The following is a 19,108-nucleotide window of genomic DNA, read 5'->3' as shown; positions in this document are numbered from 1 at the left end:
GACCACCTGCCACCCGGCGTGGCCTACTCCGACGGCGGCTGCTCCAGCCACCGCAGGAACTGGTCGGCCACGATCACCGCGTTGGAGGCTCCGTCGGTGGACGCCACGTAGACGGCGAAGGCCAGGTCGCCCTTGATGCCGATGAGCCAGCTGGGCGGGTTGGGCCTGGTGCTGACGACCTGCCCCGTCAGCGCATCGAGGCCTTCGTGGCGCTTGAGCGACGTCAGCGCGCCCGTCTGCACGGACTCGTGCATCATTGCGCGGTACTTGTCGCGCAGTTCTCCAGGCAGCGCCGGCGGGTCGCCCTGCGGGCTCCCCGCGTCACCGGCGAACAGCACCGGATGCGGCAGCGCGCCCACCGAGATGGTCGCGGCCGCCACCGCCATTCCGTAGGTGGTGGCGGTGACACCGTCGTCGCCCGCGCTCCCGGTGCTCACGTCGAGTCCGGGCACCGGGATGTCGACGCCGATGCCGAGCTGGCGCGCCGCGTTCGCGACCGCGTCCTCGTCCTCCGGGTCCACCCCCGCGGCGTCCAGGAACGCCTGGAAGATCACGCCCGGCTCGTCGGCCTGTTCGAGCGCGACGATGCCCTCCTCCTGCTGCGCCTGGTTGTTCTGCGCCACGGCCACCAGCTGTCCGGTGGACGGCCGGAACGCCACGAGCGCCGCCGGCGGGCCCACCCCCACGACCCCGTTGCGCGCGGCGATCTGCACGTGCGGGTCCACGGACGTGGCCAGGTCGGGCGGCGGAGGCCCCTGTTCCCCGGCGACCCGGTGGCGGGTGCCGTCCGGGTCGTTGATGGTGACCTCCCACCCCGCGGTGGCGTCGCGGCTGGCCTGCCACCGCGCGGCGATCGCCGAGGTGACCGGCGAGGTGGCCAGCCTGTTGACCAGCACCAGCTGCGGCTCCTCCGCCACCACGACGCCCGGGATCGAGTCCAGGGTGCTCTTGAGCACCGCGTAGTCGCCGTCGCGCAGCGCCACCACGTCCACTGTCTTGCCCTGCGCGTCCGCGAGCTTGGAGGTGAGCGCGGCGTCGGTGACCAGCGGCGCCACCGGAGCGAGCGCCGCGGCGAGCCTGCGGGCGGTCTCCGCCGGGTCGCGCACCTTCGCCGGATCCAAGCGCACCTCGTGCACGTTCTGTTCCTGCATGTAGGGCGCGCCCGCGGCGTCGAGCACCGTGGGGGGCGCGGCGTCGGTGCGGCCTAGGTGCACCGTCTGACCCACACCCAGATTGGGCACCATCAGGCCCGGCGACCACACCAGCCGCCAGCCGATCGAAAGCTGGGTGAGTTGCCCGTCGGTGGTGTACCGCCAGGTGCGGCCGTCGCCGAAGTCCCACTTGGCCTCGAGGCTGACATTGCCGGACCGGCCGCCGGTGGTCGCCACCTGCTCGATCGAATAGTCGATGTCCTCGGCCGGAAGGCCGGCGAGCATCTGCTCGATCACCGGGCGCGCGGCCGCGGGATTGTCGGTGAGATTGGCGGCCGACGCCGCATTGCGGCTGTTCATCGACGCCGTGAACTGCCGGACGATGTTCTCCGCCGACGACGGGGTGTCCGCACACGCGACAAGGCCCGCCACCAGCGCCGCCGCCACCGCCAGTACTGCCAGCGCGCGGCGCCTGCTCCCCCGGGTTCCCACCGTCGATGTCCTCCTCACGCCACGATTGTCCTATGCCGGTGCCCTTCTGCAGGCGCAGGGTGCCCGGGCGAAGTGCAGAACACCACCGTCACCTGCATGTTCCCCCGGCCGACGGCGTGGCGCGGCGTGTTTCGCAGCATACGTGCCCGACTCAGGCCTCGACGGTGGCGTCCAGCGCGCGGCGCATGTCGTCCACCAGGTCCTCGGTATCCTCGATTCCGGCCGAGAACCGCAGGTGACCGTACTTCCGGAACTCCTCCGGGTACGGCGCCGTCCGCGGGCCGTCGCCGGAGACGTGCACGATCAGCGACTCGTCGTGGCCCAGCGACACCGCCGAGGTGACGATGCGCAGGTGGGAGACGAACCGGTTCTGCGCGTCGGAGTCGCCGTCGACCGCGAAGGCCAGCATCCCGCCGAATCCGCCGCGCATCTGCCGCGCGGCCAACGCGTGCTGCGGGTGCGACGCCAGCCCCGGGTAGTACACGTAGGCGACCCGCTCGTCCGCCTCGAGCAGTTCGGCCACCGCCTGCGCGTTGGCGCAGTGCTGCCGCATGCGCAGCGGCAGGGTGGTCGCCCCGCGTCCGATCAGCCACGCGTTGAACGGGCTGATCACGCCGCCGACGTCCACCATCGCGTCCGCCTTGATCGGCTCGATCAGCGCGCGCGACCCCAGCACCGCGCCGCCCATCGCGTCGCCGTGCCCGTTGATGTACTTGGTGAGCGAGTGCACCGCGAAGTCGGCGCCCAGTTCCAGCGGCCGCAGCAGGAGCGGCGTGGCGAACGTGGAGTCGACCGAGACGAGCGCGCCGGCCTCGTGCGCGATGGCCGATACTGCGGCGACGTCGGTGATCTTGGTGGTGGGGTTGGCGGGCGTCTCCAGGTGCACGAGCCGCGTGTTCGGCCGGATCGCCGCGCGCACGGCCTGCAGGTCCGACGCGTCGACGAAGTCGGCCCGGATGCCGTACTTGCGTGGCAGCAAGTCGGAGAACAGCCGGAAGATCGCCTCGTAGCTCACGTCCGCCACTACTACGTGGTCGCCCGCTTGGAGGTGCGCGAAGAAGATGCCATGCAGCGCGGCGACGCCGCTGGCCAGCACCACCGCGTCCTCCGCCCCCTCGAGCGCGGCCAGCTTGCGTTGCAGCGCCAGCTGGTTGACGCCGCTGTTGCGGGTATAGAACGGCACGTCGGTGCCCGACCAGCTCATCTGCGACGGGTCGTAGGGCAGGGCGTAGGAGTTGGCCAGCACCAGCGGGGTGCGCACCGCGCCCGTGCCGCCGTCGATCTCGTTGCCCACGTGCACCGCCGTGGTCATCGGCCCGGCCTGCGCGTCCGGCGGCATCGTCCCGGATCCGTAGTGCCGGGCGTCCCGCGGCACTACGGGAGCGGCGGGGCCGGAGGCGGCAGCAGGGGCGACAGCATCAGGGGCAGCGGGATCGTCGGCGTTCACGCACCCAATCTATGCCCGGCCGGCGGGCGGCCGGGCATGCCCGGGGCCGTGCCGGGGCCTGGCGGGGCGTATCGGACATCCGCATCCGGGCTGTTCGGTGCACCGGCCGAACCCGCGATGTGTCGTCTATTACAGTACCGGAATCGCTACCGACGGGTACGCCGTCCGATACCCGTCGGTAACGAATCTCGTACCTACCGGTAGCAATTCCGTTACCCATTGGTAGGCGATTCCGAAACCCGTCGGACCCAGCCGCGATGGCAGTTCACAGACATTCTTGACGCAGTCCGCGGCACCCGCCCCACGCCGATATCGAACGCGTTGCGGTGCCGATTGCGCAATCGGACTCAGATATGACACGCGCCACGGGAATGTGCATTATTGATGTGGCCTCCCGCGCCGGCAGCCCGGCCCTGCCGCATTCCAGTGCCCCGGCGGGAGGGGCCGATACGCCGTCGACGGCGAGCGGATCCCGGACAATGGCGGGAGCGCGCGGACGGCTGCACCGGCCGCGGGAGCGCGGCCGCCGGCGGGCCCGCAGGCGATCCTGCGGAGCACGGCGGGGGGCTGCCGACGGGGACGAGCACAGCACACCCGCCATGCGGGACCAGGACAGGGCGACGACGAGAGCGATGGTTCAGATGACGACGATGTTCAAGCGGATTGCGGTAGTGAACCGAGGCGAGTCTGCGGTACGCCTCATCCGCGCCGTGCGCGAGCTCAACGCCGAGCACGGTTACGGCATCCAGTCGATCGCCATGCACACCGACGCCGAGCGCCGCGCGATGTTCGTCCGCCAGGCCGACGACGCCGTCTGCATCCGCCCCACCGGCACCGGCAACGCATACCTGGACCACGAAGCCCTCGCCGACGCGCTGCGCCGCTGCGGGGCCGACGCCGTCTGGGTGGGCTGGGGCTTCGTCGCCGAGGACCCGGCCTTCGCCGAGATGGTGCGTGCAATGGGCATCACGTTCATCGGGCCTTCGCCGGAGGCGATGAAGCTCCTCGGCGACAAGGTCGAGGCAAAGCTGCTCGCCGAGAAGGTCGGTGTGCCCGTCGCCCCGTGGAGCGGCGGCCCCGTCGACACCCGCGCGGACGCACGCCGCCACGCGCAGGCCATCGGATACCCGCTGATCATCAAGGCGCGCAGCGGCGGCGGCGGCCGCGGCATCCGCAAGGTCTACGCCGAGGACGAGCTGGAGCTGGCGCTCGAGCGCACCCAGGGCGAGGCCGAGCGGTCCTTCGGCGACCCGGTCGTGTTCATCGAGCGCCTGGTCACCGACGCCCGCCACGTCGAGGTGCAGGTGATCGCGGACAAGCACGGGGCCGTGTGGGCGCCGGGCGTGCGCGACTGCTCCATCCAGCGCCGAAACCAGAAGGTCATCGAGGAATCCAGCTCGGTGCTCATGACCGAGGAGCAGAAGGACCACCTGCGCACGGTGTCCGCCGACCTCGTCCACGCCGCCGACTACCACGGCGCGGCCACCGTCGAATACCTCTATCAGCCCAGCCAGCAGATCTTCACGTTCCTCGAGGTCAACACCCGCCTGCAGGTGGAGCATCCGATCACCGAGATCACCACCGGCCTCGACCTGGTCAAACTGCAGATCCTCACCGCCGCGGGCGCACCGCTCACCGGCGGGTGCCCGCCCGAATTCGGTCACGCCGTCGAGGCCAGGCTCAACGCGGAGGACGCGGAGAACGGCTTCGCCCCCGCTCCGGGCACCGTCAAACTGTGCAAGTTCCCTCTGGGCTCTGGCCTGCGGGTGGACACCGGCATCGCCCAGGGCGATGTCATCCCACCCGACTACGACTCGATGGTCGCCAAGATCATCGCCTGGGGCAGCGACCGCGACGAGGCCCTCGCGCGCCTGCGCACCGCGCTGCGCGAGACCACGGTGGTACTCGACGGCGGCACCACCACCAAGTCGTTCCTCCTCGCCCTGCTCGACGAGCCCGACCTGCTCAGCGGCGCGGCCGACACCGGCTGGCTGGACAAGACCGGCGCCGGCGTGGGCGGCGAGCCCGGCGAGACCGCCGAGGTGGCGCTGCTCGCCGCCGCCGTACACGCCTACGACGTCGAGGAGTCCGTCGAGCGCACCAACTTCCTGTCGTCGGCACGTGGCGGCCGCCCCCGCGCCTCGCACACCATCGGCCGCACCGTGGAGCTGAGCCACCTGGGCGCCGGCTACAAGCTCACCGTCGGCCAGATCAGCCCGCGCACCTACCTGATCGAGGGCGAACACGGCGAGGTCGAGGTAGGGGTCGACCGGTTGGGTCTCTACGAGTCGCGCCTGAACGTGCACGGCCGCCGCCACCAGGTGGTCACCGTGGCCGGACCCGCCCAATACCTGGTGGAGGTCGACGGCGTCAGCCACCAGATCAGCCAGGACGAGGCCGGCGTGGTCCGCGCGCCCGCACCCGCCGTCGTCGTCGACGTGCCCGTCGCGGCGGGCGACCTGGTCGAGGCCGGCGACCAGGTCGTCGTCCTCGAGGCCATGAAGATGGAGACCGCCGTGCGCGCGCCCATCGCCGGCCGCGTCAGCGAGGTCGTCGCCACCGTCAACTCGCAGGTCGACGCGGGCGCACCGCTCGTCCGCGTCGAACCGGAGGGCGAGGAGGGCGCCGCGGCCGCCGCGGCGCCGCGCATCGCGTTCACACCGTCCACCGTCGACGCCGCCGTGCAGGACCCTCGCGAACGCGCCCTGCACCTCATCGACGTCATGGCTTCGATGATCACCGGCTACGACGTGCCCGGCGAGCGCGCGCAGGCGCTGCTGGACGAGTACCAGCGGCTGCGCTCGGGCCTGGCCGCCGACGATTCCGCCATCGTCGACGCGGAGCTCAACCTGCTCACCATGTTCGCCGACGTGTGCGAGCTGTCCCGCAACCGGCCCACCTACGAAGAGGAGTCCGGCGACGAGTCGGTCCACAGCCCCCGCGAGCACTTCCACACGTTCCTGTATTCGCTCGACGCCGAGCGTGAGGGGCTTCCCCCGTCGTTCCAGGACAACCTGGCCCGCGCGCTGCGCCACTACGGCGTGACGCCCAAGGAAGTCGAAAGCGACGCGGCGGATCGCCAGGGCCAGACCCTCGAAGAGGCCGTCTACCGCGTGTTCCTCTCGCTGCAGCGCACCGAGAACCAGATCCCGGTGGTCGCGGCGCTGCTCGAACGCTGGCTCAGCGACGCGGCGGGGTCGGCCCGCCCGGCCGACGCCGGCCCCGCCCACGACGCGGCCGACGCGCTGGCCCAGACCGACGGGCTCGCCGCCGCGGACGCCGCCGCCACCCCGCCCGAACAGCTGGCCGAGGTGCTCGACCGGCTCATCGTCGCCACGCAGCTGCGCTACCCCGTCATCGGCGACGCGGCGCGCAACCTGCGGTTCCGGCTGTACGACCAGCCGCGCATCGCGCAGACCCGGCAGGACTCATTCGACCGTATCCGGGGCGTGCTCGCCCGGCTCGCGGAGAACCCGCGCGCCACCGACTACACCCGCCGCATCGCGCGCCTGATCTCCACGCCCGAACCGCTGACGGACCTGCTCGCCGCGCACGTGGCGCGCGACGCCGCCGAGGCCGGCCCGCTGCTCGACGTCATCACCCGGCGCTACTACGACATCCGCGACCTGACCGGGGTGGAGCTCACCAGCCGCGGCAGCCACCACTTCGTCACCGGCTCCTACACGCTGCAGGGCGACACCCTGCGGCTGGTGTCGGCGCTCGGCTCGCACGACACGATCACGCAGCTTCTCGACGAGGTCGACGGGATCACCGCCGGGATGTACCCGAACGGTGGGGACGGCGGGCGCACGGACACCCTCGTCACCGACCTCTACATCACTTGGCCGGAGACCATCACCGACCCGGACGCCGTGGGTGAGGAGCTTCGCGCGCTGCTGGCGGGGCGGCGGACCACAGGCGACGGCCGGCGCGTCACCTTCACCGTCTGCTCCGACACGGGCCCCAACCGCCAGTTCACCTTCCGCCCCGACGCCGACGGCGCCCCCCAGGAGGAGGTCGTCATCCGCGACCTGCACCCGCTCACGGCGCAGCGGCTGGACCTGTGGCGGCTGAAGAACTTCGTCGGCACCCGCATGCCCGCGGCCCCCGGGACGTACCTCTACCACCTGGAGGGGCGCGAGAACCCCAGCGACGAGCGGCTCATCGCCCTCGCCGAGGTCCGCGACGCCACGCCCGAGCTCGACGCGGCCGGCCTGGTCGTCGGCATGCCGGAGATCGAGCGCACGCTCACCGCGTGCCTGGACGGGATCCGCCGCGCCCAGGGCGCGCGGACCGGCAAGCGCCGGCTCGACGCCAACCGCGTGGTCCTCTACATCTGGCCCACCATCACCCTGGCCCCCGACCGCATCGAGAAGATCGCCCGCAACATCGCGCCCATCACCCAGGGCGCGGGCATCGAGCAGATCATCCTCATGGCATCGATCAGCGACCCCGGCGAGACAGGCCAGGGCGATGCCGGCACACGCGACGTCGCCGTCCGGTTCTCGTACCGCTCCGGCGCGGGCGTGGTCATGTCGATCACCGAGCCGCCCACCGCTCCGATGCAGCCCGTCTCCTCCTACACCCAGAAGGTGCAGCGCTCCCGGGCTCGCGGCACGGTGTACCCGTACGAGCTGATCCCGCTGCTCACCGGCCCCGACGGGACCTTCATCGAGCACGACCTGGCCGACGACGGCACGCTCACGCTGGTGCCGGTGGACCGCCCGCACGGCGAGAACAAGGCCGGCGTCATCACCGGCGTCGTCACCACCCCCACCGAGCGGTACCCGGAGGGCGTCCGGCGCGTCGCGCTGTTCGGCGACCCCACCCGGGCACTCGGCACCGTCGCCGAGGCCGAATGCGCTCGCGTGGTCGCGGCGCTGACCCTCGCCGAGGAACTGGGCGCGCCCGTCGAATGGTTCACCCTGTCCTCGGGGGCCACCATCGCCATGGACTCGGGCACCGAGAACATGGACTGGGTGTCGCGGGCGTTGCGCAAGATCGTCACGTTCACGCAGAACGGCGGCGAGATCAACGTCGTAGTCGCCGGCATCAACGTGGGTGCCCAGCCGTACTGGAACGCCGAGGCCACGATGCTCATGCACACCAAGGGCATCCTGGTGATGACCCCGGACAGCGCCATGGTGCTCACCGGAAAGCAGTCGCTGGACTACTCGGGCGGCGTGTCCGCCGAGGACAACTTCGGCATCGGCGGCTACGACCGCGTGATGGGCCCCAACGGCCAGGCGCAGTACTGGGCGCCCAACCTCAGCGCGGCCTGCGAGGTGCTCGCCGCCCACTACGAGCACTCCTACACCGCTTCCGGCGAACGCTTCCCCCGGCGCGCCCCCAGCACCGACCCGGTGGACCGCGACGTGCGCAGCTACCCGCACGTGCACCCGGGCAGCGACTTCGCCACGGTCGGCGAAATCTTCTCCGCCGAGAAGAACTTCGAGCGCAAGAAGCCGTTCGACATCCGCACGGTCATGCGCGCCGTCGTCGACCAGGACCACGCGCCGCTCGAACGCTGGGCCGACATGAAGGACGCCGACACGTCCGTCGTGTTCGACGCGCACCTCGACGGCAACCCGGTGAGCGTGATCGGCATCGAGTCGCGGGCCATCCCCCGCAAGGGCTGGTTCCCCGCCGACGGGCCCGACACCTGGACCGCCGGCACCCTGTTCCCCGCGTCGTCGTGGAAGACGGCGCGCGCCATCAACGCGGCGTCGGGCGTGCGGCCCATCGTCGTGCTGGCCAACCTGTCCGGATTCGACGGCTCGCCGGAGTCGCTGCGCAACCTGCAGCTGCAGTACGGCGCCGAGATCGGCCGGGCCATCGTCAATTTCGACGGGCCCATCGTGTTCTGCGTGGTCTCCCGCTACCACGGCGGCGCCTTCGTCGTGTTCTCCGGCGCGCTGAACGACAACATGGAGGTGCTCGCCGTCGAGGGTTCCTACGCCTCGGTGCTCGGCGGAGCGCCCGCCGCGGCCGTGGTGTTCACCCGCGAGGTCAACAAGCGCACCAAGGCCGACGACACCGTGCGCCGGCTGGAGACCGAGCTGGCCGCGGCGACCACCGAGGCCGAGCAGGCGCGGATCGGCGTCGAGCTGTCCGCCGCCTGGACAGAGGTGCGCTCCGGCAAGCTCGGCGAGGTGGCCTCCGAGTTCGAGGCCGTGCACAACATCGAGCGGGCGCGCGAGGTCGGATCGGTGCACACCATCGTCACCGCCGAGCAGCTGCGACCCCAGCTGATCGCGGCCGTCGAGCGCGGCATGAAGCGGGCCGGCGAGCAGTAGCGGCGTCCGCATAGCGGCGGCCCCGGGGATCTCGGTTCCCGGGGCCGTTGCCTTCAGTCGGGCACCGCAAGGTCGACCAGCAGCACCTCGTTGCGCACGGCCGCGGTGTCTTCGCCAGGGGGCCGATAGTGATGCAGAGTCGACGGCGGCTCCGCGAGCTCATAGATCCATTCCGCGCCCGGCACCGGCTCCATCCCGATCCAGCCCTCGCGCTTGAGCTCCCAGTCGATGAGCATCGACACGAGGCGCAGCCGCGTCACCTCGCCGAACGTCGCGAACCCGGGGGTCGGTGGGAGTGCGTCACGCCTGCCTGGCCGGGGGTTCGTCGTGGCCAGCACCCGCACCGCGCCGTGCATCGTCAACGACAGAGGGACGGGGTCCGCCGTCTCATACCGGACCCGGAGGCCGCCGCTGGACGCGATCGACGGTTGCACCGCGACGCGCTCCTGCATGTCGCGGCCACCCAACATCATCACCGGATCCTCGTCCGCGGGCCGCAATGCCGTAGTGACGCGCCACCCCGGCTGCAGCGCGCTCCACCGCCGTCCCATCGACTCATTCCAAGCCAGTTCCCAGCACACGCGCTCACCCACGGCCGGGGGCAGCGAGTACGAGTACTGCACGGCGTCGAACACCGCGGGGACGATCATCGCTGCAGTCTGTCAGAAGTCTGCCGGAACCGCTTTTCTCACAGGTTGCTCACAGCCTGCGCACAGTCGGTTGCGAATTCCCCGCGTTATCGTTCCGGCATCGGCCGCATACGCCGCAGGACCGGGCTCGGCGACTCGCGTGTACAGAGCGCCCGCCTCGATGTTTCACGGGGAACATCGCCGCCCCCGGCCCCGGAGTCGGCGCGCGGCGACGGACCGGAAGGAGTGCCGATGCCGAAGCCCGGCCATCACCACCGCGGGGTGGACCCCCGCTCGACCGCGCCGGGTGCGCGGTTCACCCGGCGGCGCGCGCTCGGCCTCAGCGGCCTGCTCGGGGCGACAGGCCTGCTCGCGGCGTGCGGGTCGCAGGCGGCGGGCCCCGCCGAGGCCACCGGTACAGCGGCGGCGGGCACCGGTGCGGCCACCGGCAGCATCGATGACCGGCTGTCGGCGATGCTCGCCTCCGCACCGCAGTGCGTGATGACCACCGAGGAGACGCAGGGGCCGTACTGGTTCGACGTCGACTCGATCCGCAGCGACATCCGCGAGGACCGCGCCGGGATGCCGATGGAGCTCGCACTGCGGGTGCAGGACCTCGCGCAGTGCGCCGCCGACCCCTCCGCCGGCGGCGTGCAGAACGCCGTGGTCGAAATCTGGCACTGCGACGCGATGGGCGTGTACTCGGGGTTCCGCAACGGGTTCGGCGCGCCGGGCTCCGGCGCTCCCCCGGGACCGCCTCCGGGAGGCGAGGGTGCGGGCCCCGGGCCGTCCGGCGCGCCGCCAGTCCCGCCCGCCTTCGACTCCGGCGGCGCGCCCGCCTCGGGCCCCGTCTCCGACGGCGGCTACAGCGCGGGCGATGTGGAATCGACACCCTCGGGCACAGCGACGTTCCTGCGCGGCGCCCAGGTCACCGGCGCGGACGGGATCGTCCGGTTCACGTCGATCTTCCCGGGCTGGTACAGCGGGCGGGCCGTGCACGTGCACATCAAGGTGCATATCGACAAGAAGACGGTGCTCACCACGCAGCTGTACTTCGACGACGGCCTCACCGACGCCGTCTACAGCGATACCGCGCCGTACTCGCTGCGCGGCACCCGGGACACCCGCAACGATGCGGACACGATCTACGACCCCACCGGACTGTCCGTGAGCAAACGGTCCGACGGCACCGTGCTCACGGCGCTCAACCTCGGCATCGGCACCTGAGCCGGCAGCCGCGCGCCGTCGGTGCGCGATCCGTCAGTGCGCGATCCGTCAGTGCGCGATCCGTCAGTGCGCGATCCGTCAGTGCGCGATCCGTCAGTGCGCGATCCGTCAGTGCGCGATCCGTCAGTGCGCGATCCACTGCTCCGATGGAAGTATGGGGCCCATGAGCGATTCGCAGCACCCCGCAGACCGCCCGTCGGGCATCGACCTGTCGTTCCGGAACCCGGACGTGCGCCCCCAGGACGACCTGTTCGCCCACGTCAACGGCACGTGGCTGGACGAGCACGCGATCCCGGCCGACCGCGCCGTGGACGGGGCGTTCCGCACCCTCTACGACCAGGCCGAGAAGGACGTGCGCGTCATCATCGAGGAGGCCGTGGCGGCGGCGCGCGCCGGCGCCGCCGCCGAGGACTCGGACCAGCGCAAGATCGGCGACATCTACCGCAGCTTCATGGATTCCGACGCCGTCGCGCGCGCCGGGACGGAGCCGCTGGCGCAGGAAGCCGCCGGGATCCGCGCCGCCGCCACCCCCACCGAGTTGGCCGTGGCCGTCGCGCGCCTGCAGGCCGGCGGCGTGCGCGGCGTCGTCGGCCTCTTCGTCGACACCGACGCCAAGGATTCGAGCCGGTACCTGCTGCACCTCAACCAGTCGGGGCTCGGCCTGCCGGACGAGTCGTACTACCGCGGCGACGAGCACGCCGAGACCCGCGCCGCGTACACCGCGCACATCGGCCGGATGCTGGAGTCGACGGGGTTCGCGGGGCCCGACGCCGGCACCGACGCGGCGGCCGCCGCCGCGCGCATCGTCGACCTCGAAACGGCGATCGCGGCCGCACACTGGGACCGCGTGCGCAACCGGGACGCCGACCTCACCTACAACCCCACCACCGCCGCCGAGCTGACCGCACAGCATCCGGGCTTCCCCTGGCAGCAGTGGCTGTCGGCCACGGTCGAGGCCACCGGCGCGGATGCCGCGGCGCACCCGGAACAGCTCATCGTCCGGCAGCCGAGTTTCCTTGCGGGCCTGGCCGAGCTGTGGTCGCAGCGTCCGCTGGAGCAGTGGCGCGAGTGGGCGCTGTGGCAGCTGGCCCACGCGCGGGCGCCGTACCTGACCGACGCGATCGTGGACGAGAACTTCGACTTCTACGGCCGCACCCTCACCGGCGCCGAGGAGCTGCGCGACCGGTGGAAGCGCGCGGTCTCGCTGGTCGAGGAGCTGATGGGCGAGGCCGTGGGCCGGCTGTACGTGGAACGCCACTTCCCGCCGCGGGCCAAGGAGCGCATGCAGGTGCTCGTCGAGGACCTGCTGGAGGCCTACCGCCGCAACATCTCCGAGCTGGAGTGGATGACCCCGGCCACCCGGGCGCGGGCGCTGGCCAAGCTGGAGAAGTTCACGCCCAAGATCGGGTATCCGGCCCGGTGGCGTGACTACTCCGCGGTGACGGTGACCTCCGACGACCTGCTCGGCAACGTGCGCAGCGGCAATCTGGCCGAGTCGCGCCGCGAGCTGGACAAGCTGGGCGGGCCGGTGGATCGGGACGAGTGGTTCATGACACCGCAGACGGTCAACGCCTACTACAACCCGGGCATGAACGAGATCGTGTTCCCCGCCGCCATCCTCCAGCCGCCGTTCTTCGATCCGGACGCCGACGACGCCGCCAACTACGGCGGGATCGGCGCGGTGATCGGGCACGAGATCGGCCACGGCTTCGACGACCAGGGCGCCAAGTACGACGGCGACGGCAACCTGGTCGATTGGTGGACCGACGACGACCGCGCCGAGTTCGGTGTGCGCACCCGCGCGCTGATCGAGCAGTACGGCAAGCTCTCGCCGCGTGGCCTGCCTGAGCACAAGGTCAACGGGGAACTGACGATCGGCGAGAACATCGGCGACCTCGGCGGCCTGTCGATCGCGCTGGCCGCCTACCGGATCGCTCTCGAGCGCACGGGCGGCGCGGCCCCGGAGATCGACGGGCTCACCGGCGTGCAGCGCGTGTTCTTCGGGTGGGCGCAGGTGTGGCGCACCAAGGTCCGCGATTCCGAGGCGATCCGCCGCCTGACCATCGACCCGCACTCGCCGCCGGACCTGCGCTGCAACGGCGTGATCCGCAACATCGGCGCGTTCTACGAGGCGTTCGGGGTGTCCGAGGACGACGCTCTGTACCTGCCGCCGGACGAGCGGGTCGGCATCTGGTGAGCGGACCGCACGACCCGTCCCGCCCGCACGCCGCGCTGCCCGCCGCCGATCCGGGCGTGCACAGGCTCGACCGTCACACGCGCCTGTGCATGTCGCTGGCGGCGCGGCCCAGCGACGTCGGCACCCGGTTCCACAACTTCCTTTATGCGGAGCTGGGGCTGAACTTCGTCTACAAAGCGTTCACGACGGGCGACCTCGCCGGCGCCGTGACGGGGATCCGGGCGCTCGGCATCCGCGGCTGCGGGGTGTCGATGCCGTACAAGCAGGACGTCCTTCCGATGCTCGACGCGGTGGACGCGTCGGCCGCGGCGATCGGCGCGGTGAACACCATCGTCAACGACGGCGGCCGGCTCACCGGCTACAACACCGACGTGATCGCCGTGCAGTCGCTGCTGCCCGACGGCGCCGGCCGCAGCGCGCTCGTCGCGGGCAGCGGGGGCATGGCGTCGGCCGTGGTCGCCGCACTGCGCCGCGCCGGGTTCGACGACGTCGTGATCGCCGCGCGCAACGAGGAGACGGGCCGAGCGCTGGCCGGGCGCTTCTCCGCCCGGTGGATCCCGGAGTGCGGCGGGCACCGGGCGGACGTGCTCGTCAACGCCACCCCGATCGGCATGGCCGGGGCGGCCGACGGGGCCACCGCGACCCCGGATCCGGCATTCCCGCGCGCCGCGGTGTCGGGCGCGCATACCGTGGTGGACGTGGTGGCGTTGCCACCGCGCACCCCGCTCATCGCGCTCGCCGAGCGGCTTGGGGTCGGTACGGTCACGGGTGACGCGGTGATGGCACTGCAGGCCGCCGAGCAATTCCGGCTGTACACGGGAATCCGCCCCGACGAGGAGCAGGTCCGGCGCGCGCGGGAGTACTCGCGTCGCACGTGAGCCGGGGGGGGCTGGTGCGCGACTGCAGGCGGACGCCGGGCGTAGGGGCGTGGAGGGAGCGGGCAATGGCCGACGGACCGCACGGCGACAAGCCGGACAGCAGCAAGACAGGCGGCAGCAGGACGGGCGGCAGCGGGGAGGCCGCACGTCCGACGCCGCCCGCCACCCCCGTCGTCACTCCGCGCTGGCTTCCCCGGGTCAACCGGCGGTTCACCAACCGGATCCAGGGCGCGTGGGCGCCGTATCTGCCGCCGTGGGCGATGGTCCTGCACGTCGGCCGCAGCAGCGGGCGGGCCTATGAGACGCCGGTGCTGGCCTTGCGCCACAAGGGGTCGGTCAGCGTGGCCCTCCCCTACGGCGCGCAGGCGGACTGGGTGCGCAACGTCGTCGCGGCACAGGGTTGCCGGATGCGGCGCCGCGGCAAGATCGTCGAGCTGACGAACCCCCGTATCGTCACGGACGGCTCCAGCGGCGACCTGCCCCGGCCGATGCACGTGGCCGCCGGCCGCGTCGGCGTCCTCGTTTTGGACGAGACCGCCCCGCCCGATTGAGTCGCACCGCATCGCCGAGCAGACTCGCAGGGCCGCGAGGCATCCCGGCCGATTATCATCGGGGCATGGCAGAAGGGGACAAACGACGCCCTACGCTGGGCGAGCTCATCCGCACCCAGCGTGAGATGGCCTCGCTTCCCATGCGCCGCCTGGCGGAGATGGTGGGCATTTCCAACCCGTATCTCTCACAGATCGAAAGGAACCTGCGCGCGCCGAGCGACAAGGTGCTCGAGGCTATCGCCGAGAACCTCAAGTTGTCCTCGGAGCTGCTGTTCAGCACGGCCCGCCCCTCCGACCCCGAGGGCCAGCCCGAGGTGGTGGCGGCGATCCGGCGCGATCCCGACCTGACGCACGCCCAGCGCGCCACGCTCGAGGAGATGTACTCGACTTTCCGGCACGTCACCGTCGAGAACCGCCGACGCGGCCGCGGCACCGGGCGGGCCGCCGGCGATGTCGCATTGCACGGGGAGGCGGTCGCCGAACGCGACGGTGCCGCATCCGGTGACGAACGCACCGGAGCGGGGCCGCGGTGATCGCGGGCCCCGCTCCGGTGCGGCACGAGTTCAGGGGCGGGTCAGGAAAGGACTCCGCGCAGCACGTTCGTGGCGGCGCCGCTCACGCCCATGACCACCTTCTCCTGCGTCTCCACCAGGGAGCCATAGGGCTTGACGCCGGTGATGCCCGCGATCTTCTTCTGGAACCCGAAGCTGCGCTCGAGCGACTTCTCGTAGGTCTCCACGCCGTAGAGCCCCGCCTGCTTGACGACGGACACGATCCGGCCGGCGACGTTCGCATCGGAGTCGACGGAACCGTCGATGACGGTGGCGTTCTTGTCGGTGTCGGCCATGAGGTGCTCCTCTGTTCGGGTGACGCAATACGTCGGATGCGGTAGTGCGGCCCTCCGCCGCATGGTTAACAGATTAGCATAATGACTGCTAACGCGCAGTGGTGACGCCTCCCCGGCATGCCGGGCGGATCATGTCTCGACGAAAGCGTCCTGCAGTGCGGTGATCCCGGCCCGCACCGTCGGCCGGTCGTTGTCGCGGCGCGACAGAGCGAACACCTCGCGATAGAGCTCCGGTTCCGTCTGCACCACGCGGACCCCCTCGGGCGTAGGGAGCTGCGCCAGGCGGGGGATGAGCGCCGCCGCCAGTCCACGCGCGACGAACTCCAGGTGTGTCGCGAATTCGGCCACGCGGTAGTCGATCCTCGGCTCGACGCCTTGGCCGCGCAGCGATTGCACCAGCCAGTCATGGAATCCCGTCCCCTCGCTCCACGCGGCCCACGGCACCCCGGACAGGTCGGCCAGGTGCACCACCGTCCTCTCCGCCAGCGGGTGGTCGACGGGCAGGGCAAGGTCCGCCACGTCACGGTGCAGGAAGTGGATGGAGACGTCCTGCGGGATCTCCAACGGAAGAGTGGACCAGCTGTCCACCACGGCGAGGTCGAGTTGCCTGCGCAGCACGTGCGGTATCAGCCACTCCGCCTCGCCTTCCGCGAGCGTCACCTCCAAGTGCGGGTGGCGCGCCTGGAGCGCCGCGACGGCCCGCGGGAGCACTGTGCGACTGGCGGAGACGAACGCCCCCAGCCGCAGTGCGCCCACCACGTCGCCGTGCATCGAGGCCACCTCGGATTCCGCCCGCTCGAGCAGCGACAGGATCCGGTGCCCCCTACGGGCCAGCAACGCGCCGGCGTCGGTGAGCCGCACCCCGCGCCCCTGCCGCTCGACCACCGCCACGCCCAGCTCCTTCTCCAGCCGGCCGAGCTGTTGGGAGACTCCCGACGCCGAAACATGCAGCGCATCGGCCGCCGCGGCCAGCGATCCCAGATCTGCCACGCTGCACAGCGCCCGCAACCGTTCCACGTTCAGCATGTGACCGACAATACATGACGTTTTCTAATGCGAAATACTAAACACTCGTCACTTGTGCTGGATTGTTCACGGCGACATCATTGGGGCATGGTCTTCCGCACCCCGTCGCGCACGCTCGCCCCGGCAACTTCAGCCGCCCCGACCTCCGCGACGGGGGCGCCCACCACGCGCCCCGGGCTCGACCCGCGCCTCATCGCCGCCGCGGGCGCGGCCTCGATCTCGCTCACCGCGGTGTTCACCAAGCTCGTCGACGCCTCCACGGCCACCATCGTGTTCTACCGCTGCCTGCTCGCGGTGCTGCCCCTGGCGTTCCTCGCCTACGCCGAGATCCGCAGGAACGGCGCACCGTCGCGCCGCACCGTCGCCCTGCACGCCCTCGGCGGGGTGTTCCTCGGCCTCGACTTCGCGCTGTGGACGCAGTCGATCGCGATGATCGGCGCTGGCATCGCGACCATCCTCAACAACGTGCAGGTGCTCGTCGTGCCACTCCTGGCCTGGGCGTTCTTCCGGGACACGATCCCGATGCGCTTCGTCATCTCGGTGCCGGTGATGTTCCTCGGCATCGCGCTGGCGGGCGGGGTGCTCGGCGGCGAGTCGGCCGCGGGCTCCGATCCGCTCGCCGGCACCGCCCTGGGCCTGCTCTCCGGCGTCGCGTTCGCCGGTTACATCATCATCATCGGCCGCACGGGGAAGGCGAGCGGCGGCGGGCCCAATTCCCAGGTGCTCGTCGCCACGATCACCGCAGGCATCGTCGGGACCGCGTTCGGTACCGCGTGGGGCGGCATCGACTTCACGCCCGGCTGGGGCGCCATCGGCTGGCTCGCCGCACTCGCCCTCGTCGGCCAGGTACTCGGATGGGTGCTGTTGGGCGCGTCGCTGCCCAAGCTGCCGTCCCAGGTGGGCGCGTCGATGCTGCTGCTCCAGCCCGCCCTCGCCGTCGTGTTCGCCATGATCATCCTGGGCGAGCGGCCCACGTCCGCCCAGCTGCTCGGCTGCGTCGTCGTGATCGCGGCGGTGGCAGTGGTGGCCTTCGAGCCGCGGCGCCTCGGAACCCGCAGCGCCGGGTCCGGGCCCACCCCCGTCGACGTCGGGGACGATGCCCGCACCGCCCGCTGGCGCCGGCTGCGGGGCCGCCGCGCCACCGGCATCCGGCCGGTCGAGATCATCGAGTCGGACAGCGCCGCCCCGGTGGACAGGCTCTGAACCTCCTGCCGGCCCCCTACTGCTCCGCCGACCAAGCGGAATATGCACACCAGCGGGCCAGCACGTGCAAAAACCGCTTGCTCGGCGGGCCCGCCACGAACAAGCGCGCCGGCCACCCGGAGATCCCGGGTGGCCGGCGCGCATCGGAAGGGTCGGCGCTCGGCGGCGCCCTGGCGGGTCAGCCCGCCCAGGTGCCCCACGGCATGGAGAAGTCGGTCAAGCCGTCGTGCCCGTTCAGCTGGCCGCCCTGCGTGTTGACGACGATCACCGGGTCACCGGGCTTGGCGTTCTCGAAGAACCACTTGGCGTCGGCGGTGCTCACGTTGAGGCAGCCGTGGCTCACGTTCGTATTGCCCTGGGCGCCCACCGACCACGGTGCCGCGTGCAGAAAGATGCCGCTGTTGGACATCCGCGTGGCGTATTCGACCTCGAGCCGGTAGCCCTCCGGTGCGTCGATCGGCACCCCGTACGTGGACGAGTCCATGATCATCGTCCGGAAGCTCTCACCCACGGTGTAGATGCCGTTGGGGGTCTCGTGGCCGGGTTTGCCCATGGACGTGGGCATGGTGCGCACCACCTGGCCGTCGCGGGTGACGGTGATCGTCTTCGTCGCGTCGTCGGCGGTGGCGATGAGGGCGTCGCCGATGGTGAAGTGCCGGACCGCGTCGCCCGCCTCCACGGTGACCTGCGTGTGCGCGGGCCACAGGTTTTCGGGGCGCCAGCGCACCTGCGAGTCGCCGAACCAGTGGAACGCGCCGGTCACGCCGTTGTCGGTAGTCACGCGCATCGCCCGTTCGGCTGCGGCGCGGTCGCCCACCGGCGCGGGGAAGTTGATGATGATCGGCTGCGCGACGCCCACCACGGCGCCCTCCGACGGCGTGATCTGCGGTGTGGCGAAGTTGGCCGGTTCCAGCGGCGCCGGGCCGGACTGCCCGACGGTGGCGCCGTCGGGCCCGTGCGCGACGGGCACGCCGGCCTGCTCGAGCACGCCGGCGAGGTTCTGCCCCCCGGGCAGTGGAACGTCAGGCACCTGGACGGGCGGCATCTGCGGCAGCTCGGGCGCAGGGATCTGCGGCAACTCCACGGAGCCCGGCGCGCCGCCGAACAGCGGCTGCGCGGTCGCCGTGCCGCCTGCCAGCGCGAGGCCCGCGCCCAGCCCCACGG

General features: G+C 71.6%; 13 protein-coding genes. 7 read left to right on the top strand and 6 right to left on the bottom strand.

From position 1 onward, the window contains the following. Window positions 1-23: 23 nt before the first annotated feature. The gene (locus JJ683_RS13230) at window positions 24-1,661 is read right to left on the bottom strand and encodes an NTF2-like N-terminal transpeptidase domain-containing protein (protein ID WP_200174765.1); all 1,638 of its coding nucleotides are present in this window, start codon (window positions 1,659-1,661) and stop codon (window positions 24-26) included. A 133-nt stretch (window positions 1,662-1,794) separates the two neighbouring features. Next, window positions 1,795-2,982, bottom strand: a complete 1,188-nt coding sequence (locus JJ683_RS13225; protein WP_200174806.1) for a trans-sulfuration enzyme family protein — start codon at window positions 2,980-2,982, stop codon at window positions 1,795-1,797. 758 nt (window positions 2,983-3,740) lie between these two features. Between JJ683_RS13225 and JJ683_RS13220 the strand changes: the two genes are divergently transcribed. Then, on the top strand, window positions 3,741-9,386 hold the full coding sequence (locus JJ683_RS13220) for an ATP-binding protein (RefSeq protein ID WP_200174804.1): 5,646 nt from the start codon (window positions 3,741-3,743) through the stop codon (window positions 9,384-9,386). A 53-nt stretch (window positions 9,387-9,439) separates the two neighbouring features. Here JJ683_RS13220 and JJ683_RS13215 read toward each other — a convergent pair whose 3' ends face one another. Continuing rightward, window positions 9,440-10,036, bottom strand: coding sequence for a hypothetical protein (locus JJ683_RS13215; RefSeq protein ID WP_200174764.1), 597 nt, complete (start codon window positions 10,034-10,036; stop codon window positions 9,440-9,442). A gap of 231 nt (window positions 10,037-10,267) precedes the next feature. Here JJ683_RS13215 and JJ683_RS13210 point away from each other — a divergent pair, with 231 nt between their 5' ends. From JJ683_RS13210 to JJ683_RS13190, 5 genes are all read left to right on the top strand, one after another. Beyond that, window positions 10,268-11,242 carry a peptidase associated/transthyretin-like domain-containing protein gene (locus tag JJ683_RS13210; protein WP_200174762.1) on the top strand — a complete coding sequence of 325 codons (975 nt, stop codon included), beginning with the start codon at window positions 10,268-10,270 and terminating at the stop codon, window positions 11,240-11,242. 163 nt (window positions 11,243-11,405) lie between these two features. Next, window positions 11,406-13,439 (top strand): M13 family metallopeptidase, encoded by a 2,034-nt coding sequence (locus tag JJ683_RS13205; protein ID WP_200174761.1) that lies wholly within the window; start codon window positions 11,406-11,408, stop codon window positions 13,437-13,439. 56 nt (window positions 13,440-13,495) lie between these two features. Then, window positions 13,496-14,317 (top strand): shikimate 5-dehydrogenase, encoded by an 822-nt coding sequence (locus tag JJ683_RS13200; protein WP_200174802.1) that lies wholly within the window; start codon window positions 13,496-13,498, stop codon window positions 14,315-14,317. 65 nt (window positions 14,318-14,382) lie between these two features. Further along, on the top strand, window positions 14,383-14,868 hold the full coding sequence (locus JJ683_RS13195) for a nitroreductase family deazaflavin-dependent oxidoreductase (protein ID WP_200174760.1): 486 nt from the start codon (window positions 14,383-14,385) through the stop codon (window positions 14,866-14,868). Between the two features lie 65 nt (window positions 14,869-14,933). Next, window positions 14,934-15,401 (top strand): helix-turn-helix domain-containing protein, encoded by a 468-nt coding sequence (locus JJ683_RS13190; protein ID WP_200174752.1) that lies wholly within the window; start codon window positions 14,934-14,936, stop codon window positions 15,399-15,401. Between the two features lie 41 nt (window positions 15,402-15,442). On the opposite strand, the gene JJ683_RS13185 is transcribed toward JJ683_RS13190, so the two are convergent. After that, window positions 15,443-15,715 carry a hypothetical protein gene (locus JJ683_RS13185; RefSeq protein ID WP_200174750.1) on the bottom strand — a complete coding sequence of 91 codons (273 nt, stop codon included), beginning with the start codon at window positions 15,713-15,715 and terminating at the stop codon, window positions 15,443-15,445. A gap of 129 nt (window positions 15,716-15,844) precedes the next feature. Beyond that, a complete protein-coding gene (locus tag JJ683_RS13180) occupies window positions 15,845-16,741 on the bottom strand; it encodes a LysR family transcriptional regulator (protein ID WP_200174748.1) in 897 nt (298 codons plus the stop codon). 87 nt (window positions 16,742-16,828) lie between these two features. Between JJ683_RS13180 and JJ683_RS13175 the strand changes: the two genes are divergently transcribed. Continuing rightward, entirely contained in the window at window positions 16,829-17,944 is a 1,116-nt protein-coding gene (locus tag JJ683_RS13175; protein ID WP_200174746.1) for a DMT family transporter, read from the top strand. Between the two features lie 178 nt (window positions 17,945-18,122). On the opposite strand, the gene JJ683_RS13170 is transcribed toward JJ683_RS13175, so the two are convergent. Continuing rightward, the gene (locus JJ683_RS13170; protein WP_307810914.1) at window positions 18,123-19,106 is read right to left on the bottom strand and encodes a L,D-transpeptidase; all 984 of its coding nucleotides are present in this window, start codon (window positions 19,104-19,106) and stop codon (window positions 18,123-18,125) included. Window positions 19,107-19,108: the final 2 nt, after the last annotated feature.

The sequence above is a fragment of the Tomitella cavernea genome (genome assembly GCF_016599145.1).
Taxonomy (GTDB): domain Bacteria; phylum Actinomycetota; class Actinomycetes; order Mycobacteriales; family Mycobacteriaceae; genus Tomitella; species Tomitella cavernae.
The sequence above is the reverse complement of the archived record's forward strand: the minus strand, read 5'-3'. Positions and strand labels throughout refer to the sequence as shown.